General features: G+C 63.0%; 19 protein-coding genes. 13 read left to right on the forward strand and 6 right to left on the reverse strand.

Annotation, left to right across the window (positions count from 1 at the left end):
- Window positions 1-186: 186 nt before the first annotated feature.
- The 4 genes from BLP99_RS04895 to BLP99_RS04910 form a co-directional block, all read right to left on the reverse strand.
- Window positions 187-2,247 (reverse strand): methyl-accepting chemotaxis protein, encoded by a 2,061-nt coding sequence (locus BLP99_RS04895; RefSeq protein WP_072390173.1) that lies wholly within the window; start codon window positions 2,245-2,247, stop codon window positions 187-189.
- A gap of 151 nt (window positions 2,248-2,398) precedes the next feature.
- A complete protein-coding gene (locus BLP99_RS04900; RefSeq protein ID WP_072390176.1) occupies window positions 2,399-2,938 on the reverse strand; it encodes a chemotaxis protein CheW in 540 nt (179 codons plus the stop codon).
- A 10-nt stretch (window positions 2,939-2,948) separates the two neighbouring features.
- Window positions 2,949-3,314: a twitching motility response regulator PilH gene (gene pilH / locus BLP99_RS04905; protein ID WP_072390179.1), complete on the reverse strand. Its 366-nt coding sequence runs from the start codon at window positions 3,312-3,314 to the stop codon at window positions 2,949-2,951.
- 48 nt (window positions 3,315-3,362) lie between these two features.
- Window positions 3,363-3,791, reverse strand: a complete 429-nt coding sequence (locus tag BLP99_RS04910; protein WP_003206467.1) for a response regulator — start codon at window positions 3,789-3,791, stop codon at window positions 3,363-3,365.
- Between the two features lie 225 nt (window positions 3,792-4,016).
- Between BLP99_RS04910 and gshB the strand changes: the two genes are divergently transcribed.
- The 7 genes from gshB to BLP99_RS04945 all read left to right on the forward strand — a co-directional run bounded on the left by gshB (window position 4,017) and on the right by BLP99_RS04945 (window position 9,949).
- Window positions 4,017-4,970, forward strand: a complete 954-nt coding sequence (gene gshB / locus BLP99_RS04915) for a glutathione synthase (protein WP_072430890.1) — start codon at window positions 4,017-4,019, stop codon at window positions 4,968-4,970.
- Between the two features lie 76 nt (window positions 4,971-5,046).
- Window positions 5,047-5,943: an energy transducer TonB gene (locus tag BLP99_RS04920; RefSeq protein ID WP_072430891.1), complete on the forward strand. Its 897-nt coding sequence runs from the start codon at window positions 5,047-5,049 to the stop codon at window positions 5,941-5,943.
- Between the two features lie 111 nt (window positions 5,944-6,054).
- The gene (locus tag BLP99_RS04925; RefSeq protein WP_072390189.1) at window positions 6,055-6,624 is read left to right on the forward strand and encodes a YqgE/AlgH family protein; all 570 of its coding nucleotides are present in this window, start codon (window positions 6,055-6,057) and stop codon (window positions 6,622-6,624) included.
- Window positions 6,624-7,061, forward strand: coding sequence for a Holliday junction resolvase RuvX (gene ruvX / locus BLP99_RS04930; protein ID WP_072390193.1), 438 nt, complete (start codon window positions 6,624-6,626; stop codon window positions 7,059-7,061). The genes BLP99_RS04925 and ruvX overlap by 1 nt, the downstream gene beginning before the upstream one ends.
- A gap of 83 nt (window positions 7,062-7,144) precedes the next feature.
- Window positions 7,145-7,651, forward strand: coding sequence for a bifunctional pyr operon transcriptional regulator/uracil phosphoribosyltransferase PyrR (gene pyrR, locus BLP99_RS04935; protein ID WP_072390196.1), 507 nt, complete (start codon window positions 7,145-7,147; stop codon window positions 7,649-7,651).
- A 25-nt stretch (window positions 7,652-7,676) separates the two neighbouring features.
- The gene (locus tag BLP99_RS04940) at window positions 7,677-8,681 is read left to right on the forward strand and encodes an aspartate carbamoyltransferase catalytic subunit (protein WP_072390200.1); all 1,005 of its coding nucleotides are present in this window, start codon (window positions 7,677-7,679) and stop codon (window positions 8,679-8,681) included.
- Window positions 8,678-9,949, forward strand: coding sequence for a dihydroorotase (locus BLP99_RS04945; protein ID WP_072390203.1), 1,272 nt, complete (start codon window positions 8,678-8,680; stop codon window positions 9,947-9,949). Before BLP99_RS04940 ends, BLP99_RS04945 begins: the two co-directional genes overlap by 4 nt.
- Window positions 9,950-10,072: 123 nt before the next feature.
- On the opposite strand, the gene BLP99_RS04950 is transcribed toward BLP99_RS04945, so the two are convergent.
- Window positions 10,073-10,501, reverse strand: a complete 429-nt coding sequence (locus tag BLP99_RS04950; protein WP_072390206.1) for an NINE protein — start codon at window positions 10,499-10,501, stop codon at window positions 10,073-10,075.
- Between the two features lie 248 nt (window positions 10,502-10,749).
- On the opposite strand from BLP99_RS04950, the gene BLP99_RS04955 reads away from it, so the two are divergent.
- On the forward strand, window positions 10,750-11,361 hold the full coding sequence (locus BLP99_RS04955) for a C40 family peptidase (protein ID WP_072458574.1): 612 nt from the start codon (window positions 10,750-10,752) through the stop codon (window positions 11,359-11,361).
- A gap of 142 nt (window positions 11,362-11,503) precedes the next feature.
- Here the strand turns inward: BLP99_RS04955 and BLP99_RS04960 are convergent, their stop codons facing one another.
- On the reverse strand, window positions 11,504-12,538 hold the full coding sequence (locus tag BLP99_RS04960) for a type IV pilus twitching motility protein PilT (RefSeq protein ID WP_072390212.1): 1,035 nt from the start codon (window positions 12,536-12,538) through the stop codon (window positions 11,504-11,506).
- Window positions 12,539-12,594: 56 nt separating this feature from the next.
- On the opposite strand from BLP99_RS04960, the gene BLP99_RS04965 reads away from it, so the two are divergent.
- From BLP99_RS04965 to metW, 5 genes are all read left to right on the forward strand, one after another.
- Window positions 12,595-13,281: a YggS family pyridoxal phosphate-dependent enzyme gene (locus tag BLP99_RS04965; protein WP_076406023.1), complete on the forward strand. Its 687-nt coding sequence runs from the start codon at window positions 12,595-12,597 to the stop codon at window positions 13,279-13,281.
- A gap of 43 nt (window positions 13,282-13,324) precedes the next feature.
- Window positions 13,325-14,143 (forward strand): pyrroline-5-carboxylate reductase, encoded by an 819-nt coding sequence (proC, locus tag BLP99_RS04970; RefSeq protein ID WP_072390218.1) that lies wholly within the window; start codon window positions 13,325-13,327, stop codon window positions 14,141-14,143.
- A gap of 10 nt (window positions 14,144-14,153) precedes the next feature.
- The gene (locus BLP99_RS04975) at window positions 14,154-14,744 is read left to right on the forward strand and encodes a YggT family protein (protein ID WP_072390222.1); all 591 of its coding nucleotides are present in this window, start codon (window positions 14,154-14,156) and stop codon (window positions 14,742-14,744) included.
- A 143-nt stretch (window positions 14,745-14,887) separates the two neighbouring features.
- On the forward strand, window positions 14,888-16,027 hold the full coding sequence (metX, locus tag BLP99_RS04980) for a homoserine O-succinyltransferase MetX (protein WP_072430897.1): 1,140 nt from the start codon (window positions 14,888-14,890) through the stop codon (window positions 16,025-16,027).
- A gap of 7 nt (window positions 16,028-16,034) precedes the next feature.
- A complete protein-coding gene (gene metW / locus BLP99_RS04985) occupies window positions 16,035-16,655 on the forward strand; it encodes a methionine biosynthesis protein MetW (protein WP_072390228.1) in 621 nt (206 codons plus the stop codon).
- Window positions 16,656-16,676: the final 21 nt, after the last annotated feature.

The raw sequence follows: 16,676 nt of genomic DNA on the forward strand, positions 1-16,676 counted from the left end.
ACAGGCCAAGGGTACAAATCAACCCTGTGGCGAGGGGACTCATCCCCGTTGGGGCGCCAAGCGGCCCCTGACGATACCGATATCAACCTGTGTTTCAGGATGACCTTTTTTGGGGCTGCTGCGCAGCCCAACGGGGATAAATCCCCTCGCCACAGAAGATCTCTGCGGCCAGGAAAGTGCGCTCAGTCACCCCTTGTCCTCCTCAACCACAGGTGCCGCCGGCAAGGTAAACCCCGACACCGAACGGCGCAGCTGGCTGGCCATTTTCGCCAGGTTGCCAATGCTCTCAGCCGTGGCGGTTGAGCCGGATGAAGTCTGCGTGGTGATCTGCTGGATCACGTTCATGGTCAGGGAAATCTGCCCCGCCGAGGTGGTCTGTTGCCGCGCGGCGTTGGAAATGCTCTGGATCAGCGCCGCGAGGGTCTTGGACACCCCTTCGATTTCCTCCAGGGCCACCCCGGCATCCTGGGCCAGGCGGGCACCGCGCACCACTTCGCTGGTGGTCTGCTCCATGGAAATCACCGCCTCGTTGGTGTCGGCCTGGATCGCCCGCACCAGCGTTTCGATCTGTCGGGTCGCCGCCGAGGAACGCTCCGCCAACCGCTGCACCTCATCGGCCACCACCGCGAAACCACGCCCGGCATCACCGGCCATGGACGCCTGGATCGCAGCATTGAGGGCCAGGATGTTGGTCTGGTCGGCGATGTCGTCGATCAGGCTGACAATGTCGCCGATTTCCTGGGAAGACTCGCCCAGGCGCTTGATGCGCTTGGCGGTGTCCTGGATCTGCTCGCGAATGTTGTCCATGCCATGAATGGTGTTGTGCACCACCTCGTTGCCCTTGTTGGCGATTTCCACCGAGCGTTCGGCCACCGCCGACGACTCGGCGGCGTTGGCCGATACCTGGTCGATGGACTGGGCCATTTCATTGATTGAAGTCGACGCTTCGCTGATTTGCTGGGCCTGGTGCTCGGAAGCCTGGGCCAGGTGCATGGCGGTGGCCTGGGTTTCCTGCACCGCCGCGGCGACCTGGCCGGCGGTGAGGTTGATGGTGGCGACCAGATCGCGCAACTGGTCCACCGAATAATTGATGGAGTCGGCGATGGTGCCGGTGAAATCCTCGGTCACCGAGGCCGTGACGGTCAGGTCGCCATCAGCCAGGTCGGCGATTTCATCCAGCAGACGCATGATCGCGTTCTGGTTGCGCTCGTTCTTTTCCGCGGTTTCGCGCAACTGCCGATTGGTTTCCCGGACCATGACCAGGCCGATCAGGATAATCGAGGCCAACGCCAGCAGGCCCAGCACATAACCGCCGATGGCATGGACCGAGCGGCCTCCGGCCAGGTTCTCGAGAGCCGTGGTCAGGTGCGAGGCTTCGTCGAGCAGAGTCTGCGACAGGTTGAAGATGTTGCCCGCCGACTCCCGAACCTTGAACAGCTCCGGCGAGGTTTCGAGGATTTCGTCCACCGAGCCCGAGACGAATTCGAAAAGCTCGCTGATTTCACTGAGGCGGGCCCGGGCGTCGCGATCCTGGACCTGGGAAATCTTCAAGGCCGCGTCGCCTTGCAGCATGCCGTTGAGCACCTGGCCGAAACGCGCGGCATCGCGGCCGAACGTGTCGGCGGCCTGGCTGGCGTTTTCGTCGCCCGCCAGCACCGTGTTCACCGCACCGAGAATGCGCTCGGCCAACAACGACTGACGCTGGGCCATGGCCACCTGGGACGCTGGCGCGCCGCGCTGCAACAGGATCTCGACGACCTTTTCGTATTCGACCTGCAGTTGCGGCACGGTTTCAGCCAGGGTCGCCGCCACCTGGTGCAGCGACAGCACCGTCTGTTCACTGGACAGGATGGCGTCGGTGTTCTTGAGCAGGCGCTCCCAATCCAGCTGCACGGCGCGCATCTGGGGGCGCAGGGTGGTAGGTGCCGGAGGCAGGCCCGTCACCGGGTCACCTTGCTTGAGATAGCCCCAGCGCTGGGCGAAATCATTGCGTGCATCGCTCAGCAACTTGAACGCCGCAGCCTTGCCGGCGGCGGCCTCGGTGGCGTTCTTGGCGATGCGCTGGGACAGCACCCGCAACTCTCCCGCATGACCGATGTACTGCTTGTCGTAGGTGGACTGGGTGTTGAGGTAGGCGAAATTGGCGAACAGCAGCATGATGAAGACGATCAGCGCGACGAACAGCACGATGATCTGCGAACGACTGCGCGATGCTTCCAGTGGCTTGCCTGTGTTTGCTTTGATCATCGATTTTCGCCTGTGCTACCCAGTCCAACTCACTCACCGTGGTCCCATGTGCAAGCGAGCTTGCTCGCAATAGCCTTGGATCAGTCAGTTCTGGCTGACCCACCGCTATCGCGAGCAAGCTCGCTCCTACAAGGGCCTGCGCTGCATCTCGTCAAATCGCCACATCCATGAAACCCGCCGACCGCGTCAGGGCGAAAGGGCTGAACACCTGCCACTGCCGCTCGCCGCGAAACCGGCCCTTGACGAAGGCCGCCTCCGGGCCGTCGCAGTCGTCCGCCAGCGTCGGCTCCAGGCTGTCCTGGGCGAAATGCTGCAACCCCAGGACTTCATCTACCAGCAACCCGGCGAATATCTCGTCGTGGTCCACCACCAGCACCCTCCGTTGTTTGCGCACCGCCGACAGTTCATGACCGAAAAAGCCGCAGAGGTCCATCAGGGGCAACAACCGCCCGCGCAGGTTGGCCACGCCGCGCACCCAGGGCTTGACCCCGGGCAGGTGCGTGTGGCGCGGCTCATGCAGCACTTCGCTGACCTCTCCCATGGGCGCCACGTACCAGTTCTCTCCCAGGCGAAAACCGATGCCGCTCCAGCTGTGGTGCAGGGTCGGCTGGGACGGCAAGTCCGCCGCCAGGGACCGGCAGCGCCGATCGATCTGCAACAGCAGTTCGAACGCGGTCAGGGATGGGCTCATGGCCGCGTCATCAACCCGCCAGCACGTTATTGAGGGTCTTGATCAGGGTTTCTTCGTCCACCGGCTTGGTCAGGTAATCCTTGGCGCCCTGGCGCGTGCCCCAGACCTTGTCGGTTTCCTGGTCCTTGGTGGTGATGATGATCACCGGGATATGGCCGGTGTCCGGGTCCTTGGTGAGCTGGCGGGTCGCCTGGAAACCATTGAGGCCGGGCATGACGATGTCCATCAGTACCGCGTCGGGTTTTTCCTGGCGGGCCAGGGCCACGCCGTCGGCGCCGTTCTCGGCCTTCAGGACCTGATGACCGTGCTTTTCCAGCATGCCGGTCAGCTTGTACATTTCGGTCGGCGAATCATCGACGATCAGAATTCGTGCCATGGTGTTCCCCATTCTTGTCGACCCCCAGGCCCCGTGGCCGAGCGTCATTTAATGTGCCTGGTGCGGCTGGACAGCGGCAAAGCCCGGGACATGGGCCTGTATCGCGCCCAGCAGTTCTTCCTTGCTGAAAGGCTTGGTCAAAAATTGATCGGAGCCGACAATACGTCCCTTGGCCTTGTCGAACAGGCCGTCGCGGGAAGACAGCATGATCACCGGCGTGGCCTTGAAGGCGCTGTTGTTCTTGATCAAGGCGCAGGTCTGGTAGCCATCCAGGCGCGGCATCATGATGTCGACGAAGATGATGCCTGGATGATGGTCGGCAATCTTGGCCAGGGCATCGAAACCGTCGACAGCCGTGATCACTTCGCAACCCACGTTGCGCAGCAAGGTTTCGGCGGTGCGGCGAATGGTCTTCGAGTCATCGATGACCATGACCTTCAAGGCGCTGGGTTGCTGTTGCGTAAGATGCTCTGCCATTGCCACTGCGAACCGGTTTTTAACGCGTAAATGCGACCGACGGCGCAAGCCCTTGATGTTCAAGGCCCGCGCGCCACATGGCAGCCTTTTTAGCACAGTCTCCAGCGCCGGGCTATCGGCCGCTCGGCGCGATGGTTTTTCCTTGACCGACAATTCGCCGGGCGCCACTCTGACGCCACTTTTTCACGGCATTCATGCCCATCAGTTTTTTCGAGGAACCAAGCCATGAGCGTACGCGTCGGCATTGTCATGGACCCTATCGCCAGCATTTCCTATAAAAAGGATAGCTCGCTGGCCATGTTGCTGGCCGCCCAGAAGCGCGGCTGGGAGCTGTTCTACATGGAACAGCGTGACCTCTACCAGGCCGAAGGCCAGGCGCGGGCGCGGATGAAGCCGCTGAAAGTCTTCGCCGACCCGCAAAAGTGGTTTGAACTGGGCGAGGAAAGCGATGCACTGCTCAGCGACCTGGACGTGATCCTGATGCGCAAGGATCCACCCTTCGACATGGAGTTCGTGTATTCCACCTACCTGCTCGAGCAGGCCGAAAACGCCGGCGTGCTGGTGGTCAACAAGCCCCAGAGCCTGCGCGACTGCAACGAAAAGCTGTTCGCCACGCTGTTCCCGCACTGCACGCCACCGACCATCGTCAGCCGACGCCCGGATGTATTGCGCGAGTTCGCCGATCATCACGGCGACGTGATCCTCAAGCCGCTGGACGGCATGGGCGGCTCCTCGATCTTCCGCCACACCGCCGGCCATCCCAACCTGTCGGTGATCCTGGAAACCCTGACCCTGCACGGCAAGCAGCAGATCATGATCCAGGCTTACCTGCCGGCCATCGTCGATGGCGACAAGCGCATCCTGATGATCGACGGCGAACCGGTGGATTATTGCCTGGCCCGTATTCCCGCAGCCGGCGAAACCCGCGGCAACCTGGCAGCCGGCGGCCGTGGCGAGGCGCGCCCGCTGACCGAGAAGGACCGCTGGATCGCCGCCCAGGTCGGCCCGACGTTGCGCGAAAAAGGCCTGCTGTTCGTAGGACTGGACGTGATCGGCGAGCACCTGACGGAAATCAACGTCACCAGCCCGACCTGCATCCGCGAGATCGACAATGCGTTTGGCACCGACATCGGCGGGATGCTGATGGATGCCATCGATCAGAAGCTCAAGACTCGTTGATCGGGATCTGATGAAGGAAACCGACATTGCGTTATCATGCCCGGCCTGAAAAAAACGCGATGTTGGTTTCCTTGTCATGACCCTCCCGTCCGATCTGCCCCAAGAGCTCGCCCATCGTGGCGTGCGCCCGGCCGATCGCCTCGGTTTTACCCTGTTCCTGGCGGCCCTGATCCACCTGGCCCTGCTGCTGGGTGTCGGCTTTGCCACGGTCGAACCCAAGCAGATCAGCCAGACCCTGGAAATTACCCTGGCCACTTTCAAGAGCGAGACCAAGCCGGCGAAAGCGGACTTCCTCGCCCAGGAAAACCAGCAGGGCAGCGGTACCCTGGAAAAGAAGGCGATTCCCAAGACCACCGAGATCGCCCCCTTCCAGGACAACCAGGTACAGAAAACCACCCCGCCGCCGGCGGCCAAGCCAGAGGTGCAGGAAACAGCGCCCAAGGCGGCCGTGACCACCGTGGCGCCGAAACCGAAGAAGGCCCCGGTCAAGGAAGAGGTCAAGCCCGACCCCAAGCCCAAGACCCCGGTGCCGACCTTCGACAGCGCCCAGTTGTCCAGCGACATCGCCAGCCTGGAAGCCGAACTGGCCCAGGAGCAGCAACTCTATGCCAAGCGCCCGCGTATCCACCGCCTGAGCGCCGCCTCCACCATGCGCGACAAGGGCGCCTGGTACAAAGACGAATGGCGCAAGAAGGTCGAGCGCATCGGCAATCTCAACTACCCTGACGAAGCGCGGCGCAAGCAGATCTACGGCAACCTGCGACTGATGGTCTCGATCAACCGCGACGGTTCCCTGTATGAAGTGCTGGTGCTCGAATCCTCCGGCCAGCCGCTGCTGGACCAGGCCGCCCAGCGGATCGTGCGTCTGGCGGCGCCGTTCGCGCCGTTTACCGGGGACCTGTCGGACATCGACCGGTTGGAAATCATCCGCACCTGGAAATTTGCCCGCGGCGACCGGCTGTCCAGTAACTGATAACCACCCCAATCCCCTTGTGCGAGCAAGCTCGCACCCACAGGGGATTGGTGACAGTCTCAGGCATTTCCCAGCTTGTCAGTTCGGCCCTGCGCCGCCACACTAGCGCCTATGAAAAATGTCAGCCCCACCTACCTCAAGCATCACTTCCTGATCGCCATGCCGCACATGGCCGATCCGAACTTCGCCCATACCTTGACCTACATCGTCGAGCACACGGCCAATGGGGCCATGGGGCTGGTGATCAATCGACCGCAGGAACTGAACCTCGCGGACATTCTCGAACAGCTGCGCCCCGAGGTGGAGCCGCCATTACTGTGCCAGCACGTACCGATTTTCATCGGTGGCCCGGTGCAGACCGATCGTGGTTTCGTGCTCCATCCGTCGGGTCCCAGCTACCAGGCGACCGTGGACCTCAATGGCGTATCGCTGTCGACGTCCCAGGACATCCTGTTCGCCATCGCCGACGGTGTCGGCCCGGAAAAGAGCCTGATTGCCCTCGGCTATGCCGGCTGGGAAGCCGGGCAGCTGGAAGCCGAACTGGCCGACAACGCCTGGCTGACCTGCCCGTTCGATGCCGACATCCTGTTCAATACCAGCAGCGAACTGCGCCTGGAAGCGGCGGCCAGCCGCCTGGGAATCAACCTCAGCCTGCTCACCAGCCAGGCGGGACACGCCTGATGGCCCTGCGCTTGCTGCTGGGCTTCGATTACGGCACCAAACAGATCGGCGTTGCGGTCGGCCAGGTCGTCACCGGCCAGGCCCGCGAACTGTGTACCCTCAAGGCCCAGAACGGCGTTCCGGACTGGAACCAGGTCGAAGCGCTGATCAAGGAGTGGAAACCCGACGCCGTGGTGGTCGGCCTGCCGCTGAACATGGACGGCACTCCCAGCGACATGTGCCTGCGCGCGGAAAAGTTTGCCCGCCGGCTCAATGGCCGCTTCAATCTGCCCTTCTATACCCACGACGAACGCCTGACCACGTTCGAAGCCAAGGGTGAGCGCCTCGGGCGCGGCGGGCAGAAAGGCAGTTACCGTGACAACCCGGTGGACGCCATCGCCGCGGCCCTGCTGCTGCAGGGCTGGCTCGATGCCAACGCCGCCCTGTTCGATACCTGATTTTCCGAAAGCGCCGCCAAGGCGCTTTCTTTTAGCGATGAACCGCGCCACGCACACCGGCCCGGAAACCTGAAGGAGCCAGCATGAGCCTGCCCAATCCTGCCGAACTGATCAGCCAGATGGCGATCCGTCTCACGGCACACCTGGAACAACGCGGCATCAGCGAACCACGCTACATCGGCATTCGCACAGGTGGCGTCTGGGTCGCCCAGGCCTTGCTCGAAGAACTCGGCAGCCAGTCGCCCCTGGGCACCCTGGACGTGTCCTTCTACCGCGATGACTTCAGCCAGAACGGCCTGCATCCGCAAGTGCGCCCTTCGGCCCTGCCCTTCGAGATCGAAGGCCAGCACCTGGTGCTGATCGACGACGTGCTGATGAGTGGCCGGACCATCCGCGCCGCCATGAACGAGCTGTTCGACTATGGTCGCCCGGCCAGCGTGACCCTGGTGTGCCTGCTGGACCTGGACGCCGCCGAGCTGCCGATCCGCCCGAACGTGGTCGGCGCGACACTGGCCCTTGCCGCTCACGAGCGGGTCAAGCTCTCCGGCCCGACCCCGCTGCAGCTCGAACTGCAAGACCTCGCCCTTTAACTGCCCTTGTAAAGAGTCCATTGCGATGACGCCTCTCGAAACCAAGCGCCCGCTGCAGCTCAACGATCAGGGCCAGCTGCGGCACTTCCTGTCCCTCGATGGCCTGCGCCGCGAGCTGTTGACGGAAATCCTCGACACCGCCGACTCATTCCTCGAGGTCGGCGCCCGGGCGGTGAAGAAAGTCCCGTTGCTGCGCGGCAAGACCGTATGCAACGTGTTCTTCGAAAACTCCACCCGCACCCGCACCACCTTCGAACTGGCGGCCCAGCGGCTGTCGGCGGACGTGATCACCCTCAACGTATCTACGTCCTCGGCGAGCAAGGGCGAAACCCTGCTCGATACCCTGCGCAACCTCGAAGCCATGGCCGCGGACATGTTCGTCGTGCGCCATGGCGATTCCGGGGCGGCACATTTCATCGCCGAGCACGTCTGCCCGCAGGTGGCGATCATCAATGGCGGTGATGGCCGCCACGCCCACCCGACCCAGGGCATGCTGGACATGCTGACCATCCGCCGGCACAAGGGCGGCTTCGAGAACCTTTCGGTAGCCATCGTCGGCGACATCCTGCACTCGCGGGTAGCCCGCTCGAACATGCTGGCCCTCAAGACCCTCGGCTGCCCGGACATCCGGGTGATCGCGCCGAAGACCCTGCTGCCCATCGGCATCGAGCAATACGGCGTGAAGGTCTTCACCGACATGGCCGCGGGCCTCAAGGACGTGGACGTGGTGATCATGCTGCGCCTGCAACGCGAGCGCATGACCGGCGGCCTGCTGCCCAGCGAAGGCGAGTTCTACCGCCTGTTCGGCCTGACCACCGCGCGCCTGGCCGGCGCCAGGCCGGACGCCATCGTCATGCACCCGGGGCCGATCAACCGGGGCGTGGAGATCGAATCGGCCGTGGCCGACGGTCCGCATTCGGTGATCCTCAACCAGGTGACCTACGGCATCGCCATCCGCATGGCGGTGCTGTCCATGGCCATGAGCGGGCAAACGGCCCAGCGCCAATTCGACCAGGAGAACGCCCAGTGAAGCTCAGCATTCTCGGCGCACGCGTGATCGATCCGGCCACCGGCCTGGATCAAGTGACCGATATCCATATCGATGCCTGCAAGATCGTCGCCCTGGGCGCCGCTCCGGCCGGCTTCATTCCCGCCCAGACCCTCGAAGCCCAGGGCCTGGTGGCTGCCCCCGGCCTGGTGGACTTGAACGTCGCCCTGCGCGAGCCTGGCTACAGCCGCAAAGGCAACATCGTCAGCGAAACCCAGGCCGCCGCGGCCGGTGGCGTAACCAGCCTGTGCTGCCCACCGCAGACCAGGCCGGTGCTGGACACCTCGGCCGTGGCCGAACTGATCCTCGACCGCGCCCGGGAAGCCGGTAACACCAAGGTCTTTCCCATCGGTGCGTTGAGCAAGGGCCTGGAAGGCGAGCAACTGGCCGAACTCATCGCCCTGCGCGATGCCGGTTGCGTGGCATTCGGCAACGGCCTGAACAATTTCCGTAACACCCGCACCCTGTGCCGGGCCCTGGAATACGCAGCGACGTTCGGCCTGACGGTGATCTTCAATTCCCAGGACCACGACCTCGCCGAAGGCGGCCTGGCCCACGAAGGCCCCACCGCCAGCTTCCTCGGTTTGCCGGGCATCCCGGAAACCGCCGAGACCGTGGCGCTGGCCCGGGACCTGCTGCTGGTGGAACAGAGCGGCGTGCGCGCGCACTTCAGCCAGTTGACCAGCGCCCGTGGCGCGGCGCTGATCGCCCAGGCCCAGGCCCGCGGCCTGCCTGTCACCGCCGACGTGGCGCTGTACCAGTTGATCCTGACCGACGAAGCCCTGATCGACTTCAACAGCGTCTATCACGTCCAGCCGCCGCTGCGCACCCGCGCCGACCGCGATGGGCTGCGCGAAGCAGTGAGGTCCGGCGTCATCTCGGCCATTGCCAGCCATCACCAGCCCCACGAGCGGGATGCCAAGCTGGCGCCATTCGGCGCCACCGAGCCGGGTATCAGCAGCGTCGAATTGCTGTTGCCACTGGCCCTGACACTGGTGGAAGACGGCTTGCTCGACCTGCCGACCCTGCTGGCCCGCCTGAGCACCGGCCCGGCCCAGGCGCTGGAGTTGCCGGCGGGCAAGCTGGCGGTCGGCGCGGCGGCAGACCTGGTGCTGTTCGACCCTGCGGCCTCCACCGTGGCCGGCGAAGCCTGGCGCTCCAAGGGTGACAATTGCCCGTTCCTGGGCCACAGCCTGCCGGGGGTGGTGCGCTATACCCTGATGGACGGGCGGATTACCCACCAGGCCTGAAACCGCGGCGCCCTTATCGCGAGCAGGCTCGCTCCCACAGGGGGATTTCCGGTGCACACATGATATGTGAACACTTCGATCCATGTGGGAGCGAGCCTGCTCGCGAATGCAGGCGACTCGGTCCTACTGAAAAGCCCCACGCTTCTGCGCGTTACGAATCGACACCTGATCGTTCAATGTCCAGAAGTCATACAGCACGCCCAGGAAAAACACCCCACCGGTCAACAGATAGACGATCGCGCTGATCCATTTGCCCTGGTACATCCGGTGCACGCCGAATACGCCGAGGAACGTCAGCAGGATCCACGCCACGCTGTATTCGATCGGTCCCGGGGTGAAACGCAGGTCGGCCTCGCGGTCCATGGATGGAATCAGGAACAGGTCGATCAACCAGCCGATGCCCAGCAGCCCCAGGGTGAAGAACCAGATCGTGCCGGTGACCGGCTTGCCATAGTAGAAACGGTGGGCACCGGTGAATCCGAAGATCCAGAGCAGATACCCGATGAGTTTGCTGTGGGTATCGTGAGTAGCGCCCTGCTGATAGCTGTTCATGAATGGCCTCTTTTGCCTCGATAGATAAATTTGTTCGAACCTTTTGTGACTTTTTCGTGTCGAGCCGACAAGCGGTTCCGGACGAATCGTGTCCGGGAAAGCCCCGTAATACGGGGCTTGTGTAGGACAATCCGGACAAAGTGTCGCAATTAGCGGTTTTTTCGCACCCTTTTCAATCGACAAACGGCCTCGGGATCATCAGAAAAGCTGTTATAAAGTTGCGCGCTAACCTTTAAGAGCCCTGCCTAATGCGTCCATTTATCAAGACATGGCTGACCTTTTGCCTATTATTGCCCCTGGCCGCCCACGCCACCAACCGTGAGCAACGTCTTCCCAATATCAATGGCTTCACACCCAAGGCCCATGTTTCTGCTCCATCGAGCAAGAACCGGCAAAAGCCCCAGCGTGTGAGCACCGCCAACAGCAAGCTGGTACCGCCCATGGCGCCCAAGACCAGCAGCAACGTGCTGAGCCGTGCGGTGAACGTGCTCGGCACGCCTTATCGCTGGGGCGGCAGTAGCCCAAGCAAGGGATTCGATTGCAGCGGCCTGGTGAAATACGCCTTCAACGATGCCACGTTCAACCTGCCGCGCACATCCAATGCAATGGCCAGCGGCCACGGCGAGAAAGTCGACCGCAAGGACCTCAAGCCCGGCGACCTGATCTTCTTCAAGCTCAAGAGCCGCCGGGTCAATCACGTGGCGATCTACCTGGGCAACGACCGTTTCATCCATGCTCCGCGGCGTGGCAAGTCAGTGACCATCGACACCCTGAACAAACCTTATTGGAACACCCACTACGTGGTTGCCAAGCGGGTCTTGCCGAAAGAACAGGCTGGGTTGCGAGTGGCTCAGCGCTGATTCAAGCCCCCTCGTGGCGAGGGGGATTCAGCGAAACGTCGTACCGCCCCGCCGGGCTGCGAAGCAGCCCCCGGATGGCGAGCCAGAAATAAGGATGCAAGCCTTTGTTGGGGGCCGCGCCGAAGGTCCCTGGCCGATTCCCCTAGAAGTTATCCGGCGTACGCGCCCTCTCCCGCGCATGCTCGCGGCTGATCAGCCCCTTGTTCACCAGATCCTTCAGGCACATGTCCAGCGTCTGCATCCCCAGGGATCCACCGGTCTGGATGGCAGAATACATCTGCGCCACCTTGTCCTCGCGGATCAGGTTACGGATCGCCGACGTGCCCAGCATGATCTCGTGGGCGGCGACGCGGCCCCCACCGATCTTCTTGACCAGCGTCTGGGAGATCACCGCCTGCAGCGACTCCGACAGCATCGAGCGAACCATTGATTTCTCATCCCCGGGAAACACGTCCACCACGCGGTCGATGGTCTTGGCCGCCGAGGTGGTGTGCAGGGTGCCGAACACCAGGTGCCCTGTTTCAGCGGCGGTCAGTGCCAGGCGAATGGTCTCCAGGTCGCGCATCTCCCCCACCAGGATCACGTCCGGGTCTTCCCGCAGGGCCGAGCGCAGGGCCGTGGAAAAACCCTGGGTATCGCGGTGCACCTCACGCTGGTTGATCAGGCACTTGCGCGGCTCGTGGACAAACTCGATGGGGTCTTCGATGGTCAGGATGTGGTGATGCTTGTGGGTATTGAGGTAGTCGATCATGGCCGCCAGGGTGGTGGACTTGCCCGAGCCGGTCGGCCCGGTCACCAGTACCAGCCCTCGGGGCGCCTCGGTCACCTTGCGAAACACATCGCCCATCCCGAGGTCTTCCATGGTCAGGACTTTCGACGGAATGGTCCGGAACACCGCCCCCGCCCCGCGATTCTGGTTGAAGGCGTTGACCCGGAACCGCGCCACACCCGGCACATCGAAGGAAAAATCGGTTTCCAGAAACTTTTCGTAATCTACTCGTTGCCGGTCGTTCATGATGTCGTAGATCAACTCATGAACCTGCTTGTGGTCCAGGGCCGGCAGGTTGATCCTGCGCACGTCGCCGTCGACGCGGATCATCGGCGGCAGCCCGGCGGACAGATGCAGGTCCGACGCCCCCTGTTTGGCGCTGAACGCCAGCAGTTCGGTGATATCCATAGCGCTCCTCAATTCCAGTAGAATGCCGCGAACCTCAGACCCGCTGGCGCTTCTTTATGTCCACGATAGCAGACAACATCGCCCTGGTAGTTTCACGGATCCGCGCTGCGGAGCAGGCCGCCCGACGCCCCGAGCACAGCGTCCAACTGTTGGCGGTGAGCAAGACCAAACCCGCCCAGGCCCTGCGGGAAGCCTATGCCGCGGGCCTGCGGGACTTCGGCGAGAACTATCTCCAGGAAGCGCTGGGCAAACAGGCTGAACTGACCGACCTGCCCTTGACCTGGCACTTCATAGGCCCCATTCAGTCGAACAAGACGCGCGCTATCGCCGAACATTTCGCCTGGGTGCATTCCGTGGATCGCTTGAAAATTGCACAACGCCTGTCCGAGCAACGCCCGTCCGGGTTGCCACCCCTGAACATCTGCATCCAGGTCAACGTCAGCGGCGAAGCCAGCAAGTCCGGCTGCACCCCGGCCGACCTGCCGGCCCTGGCCCACGCCATCGACGCCCTGCCACGCCTCAAGCTGCGCGGGCTGATGGCCATCCCCGAGCCAACCGAGGATCGCGCCGCCCAGGACGCGGCCTTCGCCGCGGTCCAACGCCTTCAAGCGAGCCTGGACCTGCCTCTGGACACCCTGTCCATGGGCATGAGCCATGATCTCGAATCCGCCATTGCCCAGGGCGCAACCTGGGTACGTATCGGCACTGCCCTGTTCGGCGCCCGCGATTATGGCGGTCACTGACCCTAGCCATGCCAACTCCACTCTCTCTAATCAAGGACCTGTCATGAGCAACACGCGTATTGCCTTCATCGGCGCCGGCAACATGGCCGCCAGCCTGATCGGTGGCCTGCGGGCCAAGGGCCTGGATGCCGCGCAGATCCGCGCCAGTGATCCGGGCGAAGAGACACGTGCCCGGGTGAGCGCCGAGCACGGCATTGAAACCTTCGCCGATAACGCCCAGGCCATCGACGGCGCCGACGTCGTCGTGCTGGCGGTCAAGCCCCAAGCGATGAAAGCCGTGTGCCAGGCCATCCGCCCGAGCCTCAAGCCTCATCAGCTGGTGGTATCGATTGCCGCGGGCATCACCTGCGACAGCATGAGCAACTGGCTCGGCGCCCAGCCGATCGTGCGCTGCATGCCCAACACCCCGGCGCTGTTGCGCCAGGGCGTCAGCGGTCTGTTCGCCACTGCCCAGGTCTCCACCGAGCAACGCCAGCAGGCCGAAACGCTGCTGTCGGCCGTGGGCCTGGTGTTATGGCTGGAGACCGAGCAACAGCTGGACGCGGTCACCGCTGTCTCCGGCTCGGGCCCGGCGTATTTCTTCCTGTTGATCGAGGCCATGACCGCCGCCGGCGAGAAGCTTGGCCTGCCGAGGGAAACCGCCGCCCGGTTGACCCTGCAAACGGCACTGGGCGCCGCCCACATGGCAGTATCCAGCGATGTCGATGCCGCCGAACTGCGGCGTCGCGTAACCTCTCCCGCCGGCACCACCGAAGCGGCGATCAAATCGTTCCAGGCCGGAGGCTTCGAAGCCCTGGTGGAAAAAGCACTCGGCGCCGCCGCGCATCGCTCGGCCGAGATGGCCGAACAACTGGGCCAATAAGGAGCCATTCATGATCGGATTGAACACCGCAGCGGTCTACGTGCTGCAAACCCTCGGCAGCCTGTACCTGCTGATCGTACTGATGCGTTTCGTGCTGCAACTGGTACGCGCCAACTTCTACAACCCGCTGTGCCAGTTCGTCGTCAAGGCCACCCAGCCACTGCTCAAGCCGCTGCGTCGCATCATTCCGAGCCTGTTCGGCCTGGACATGTCGTCGCTGGTACTGGCGATCCTCCTGCAGATGGCACTGATGGCCCTGACGCTGCTGCTGACCTACGGCACCACCGGCAATCCACTGCAATTGCTGATCTGGTCGATCATTGGCGTGACCGCGCTGTTCCTGAAGATTTTCTTCTTCGCGCTGATCATCAGCGTGATCCTGTCGTGGGTCGCTCCGGGCAGCCATAACCCGGGCGCCGAGCTGGTGAACCAGATCTGCGAACCGGCCCTGGCACCGTTCCGCCGTATCGTGCCGAACCTGGGCGGCCTGGATATTTCGCCGATCCTGGCATTCATGGTGCTCAAGCTGATCGACATGCTGGTGATCAACAACCTGGCGGCGGTGACCATGATGCCGGAAATCCTGCGCCTGCTGATCTGATGGGGCGCACCTCCTCTGTGGCGAGGGGATTTACTCCCTCGCCACAGATAAATACCCGTGCCATAAGACACACCCCCGCCTTTGCTTGCCGCTAACCCCAGCGGTCTTTAGACTTACGCCTCATTTCAACGAGAGCAGGGTCGATGCCAGCTGTCTTTCCCCCCGATTCCGTTGGTCTGGTGACGCCGCAAATGGCGCATTTCAGCGAGCCCCTGGCCCTGGCCTGCGGCCGTTCGTTGCCAGCCTATGACCTGATCTATGAAACCTACGGCACCCTCAACGCCACGGCCAGCAATGCCGTGCTGATCTGCCACGCCTTGTCCGGGCATCACCATGCCGCCGGCTACCACAGCGTCGACGATCGCAAGCCAGGCTGGTGGGACAGTTGCATCGGCCCCGGCAAGCCCATCGACACCGACAGGTTCTTCGTCGTCAGCCTGAACAACCTCGGCGGTTGCAATGGCTCCACGGGCCCCAGCAGCCTCAACCCTGAAACCGGCAAGCCCTTCGGCGCCGACTTTCCGGTCTTGACCGTGGAAGACTGGGTCCACAGCCAGGCCCGCCTGGCAGATCGCCTCGGCATCGACCAGTGGGCAGCGGTCATCGGCGGCAGCCTGGGGGGCATGCAGGCCCTACAGTGGACCATCACCTACCCGGACCGTGTGCGTCATTGCCTGGCAATCGCCTCGGCTCCCAAACTGTCGGCACAGAACATCGCCTTCAACGAAGTGGCGCGCCAGGCGATCCTCACCGATCCGGAGTTCCACGGCGGCTCGTTCCAGGAACACGGCGTGATTCCCAAGCGCGGGCTCATGCTGGCGCGGATGGTCGGGCATATCACCTACCTATCCGATGACTCCATGGGCGAGAAATTCGGCCGGGGCCTCAAGAGCGAAAAGCTCAACTACGACTTCCACAGCGTCGAGTTCCAGGTGGAAAGCTACCTGCGCTACCAGGGCGAGGAGTTCTCCGGGCGCTTCGATGCCAACACCTACCTGTTGATGACCAAGGCCCTGGACTACTTCGATCCAGCGGCGAACTTCGACAATGACCTGGCGAAGACCTTCGCCGGCGCCACCGCCAAGTTCTGCGTGATGTCGTTCACCACCGACTGGCGCTTTTCCCCGGCCCGCTCCCGGGAGCTGGTGGATGCGCTGATGACGGCGCGCAAGGACGTCTGCTACCTGGAAATCGACGCCCCCCAGGGCCACGACGCCTTTCTGATCCCGATCCCGCGCTACCTGCAGGCGTTCGGCAACTATATGAACCGTATTACGCTGTGAGGACGCCATGAGAGCCGATCTGGAAATCATCCAGGAATGGATCCCCGCCGGCAGCCGCGTGCTCGACCTGGGCTGCGGCAACGGCGAACTGCTGACCTGGCTGCGGGACAACAAGCAAGTCACCGGCTACGGCCTGGAAAACGACCCGGACAACATCGCCGAGTGCGTGGCCAAGGGCATCAACGTCATTGAACAGGACCTGGACAAGGGCCTGGGCAACTTCGCCAGCAACAGCTTCGATATCGTGGTCATGACCCAGGCCCTGCAAGCGGTGCATTACCCGGACAGGATTCTCGACGAAATGCTCCGGGTCGGACGCCAGTGCATCATCACCTTCCCCAACTTCGGCCATTGGCGCTGCCGCTGGTACCTGGCGAGCAAGGGGCGCATGCCGGTGTCGGAATTCCTGCCCTACACCTGGTACAACACGCCGAACATCCACTTTTGTACCTTCGAGGATTTCGAGGAGCTGTGCCGCGAACGCCAGGCCAAGGTCATCGATCGCCTGGCGGTGGACCAGCAACACCGCCACGGGTGGGCCAGCAAGCTATGGCCTAATCTGTTAGGTGAAATAGGCATCTATCGGGTCAGCAGCCCAGGCCTTGCCGACCACCAGATCGCGGTATGAACCCCGGCCCTACCAGGAGCA

The sequence above is a fragment of the Pseudomonas sp. NFACC32-1 genome (genome assembly GCF_900101215.1).
Lineage (GTDB): Bacteria > Pseudomonadota > Gammaproteobacteria > Pseudomonadales > Pseudomonadaceae > Aquipseudomonas.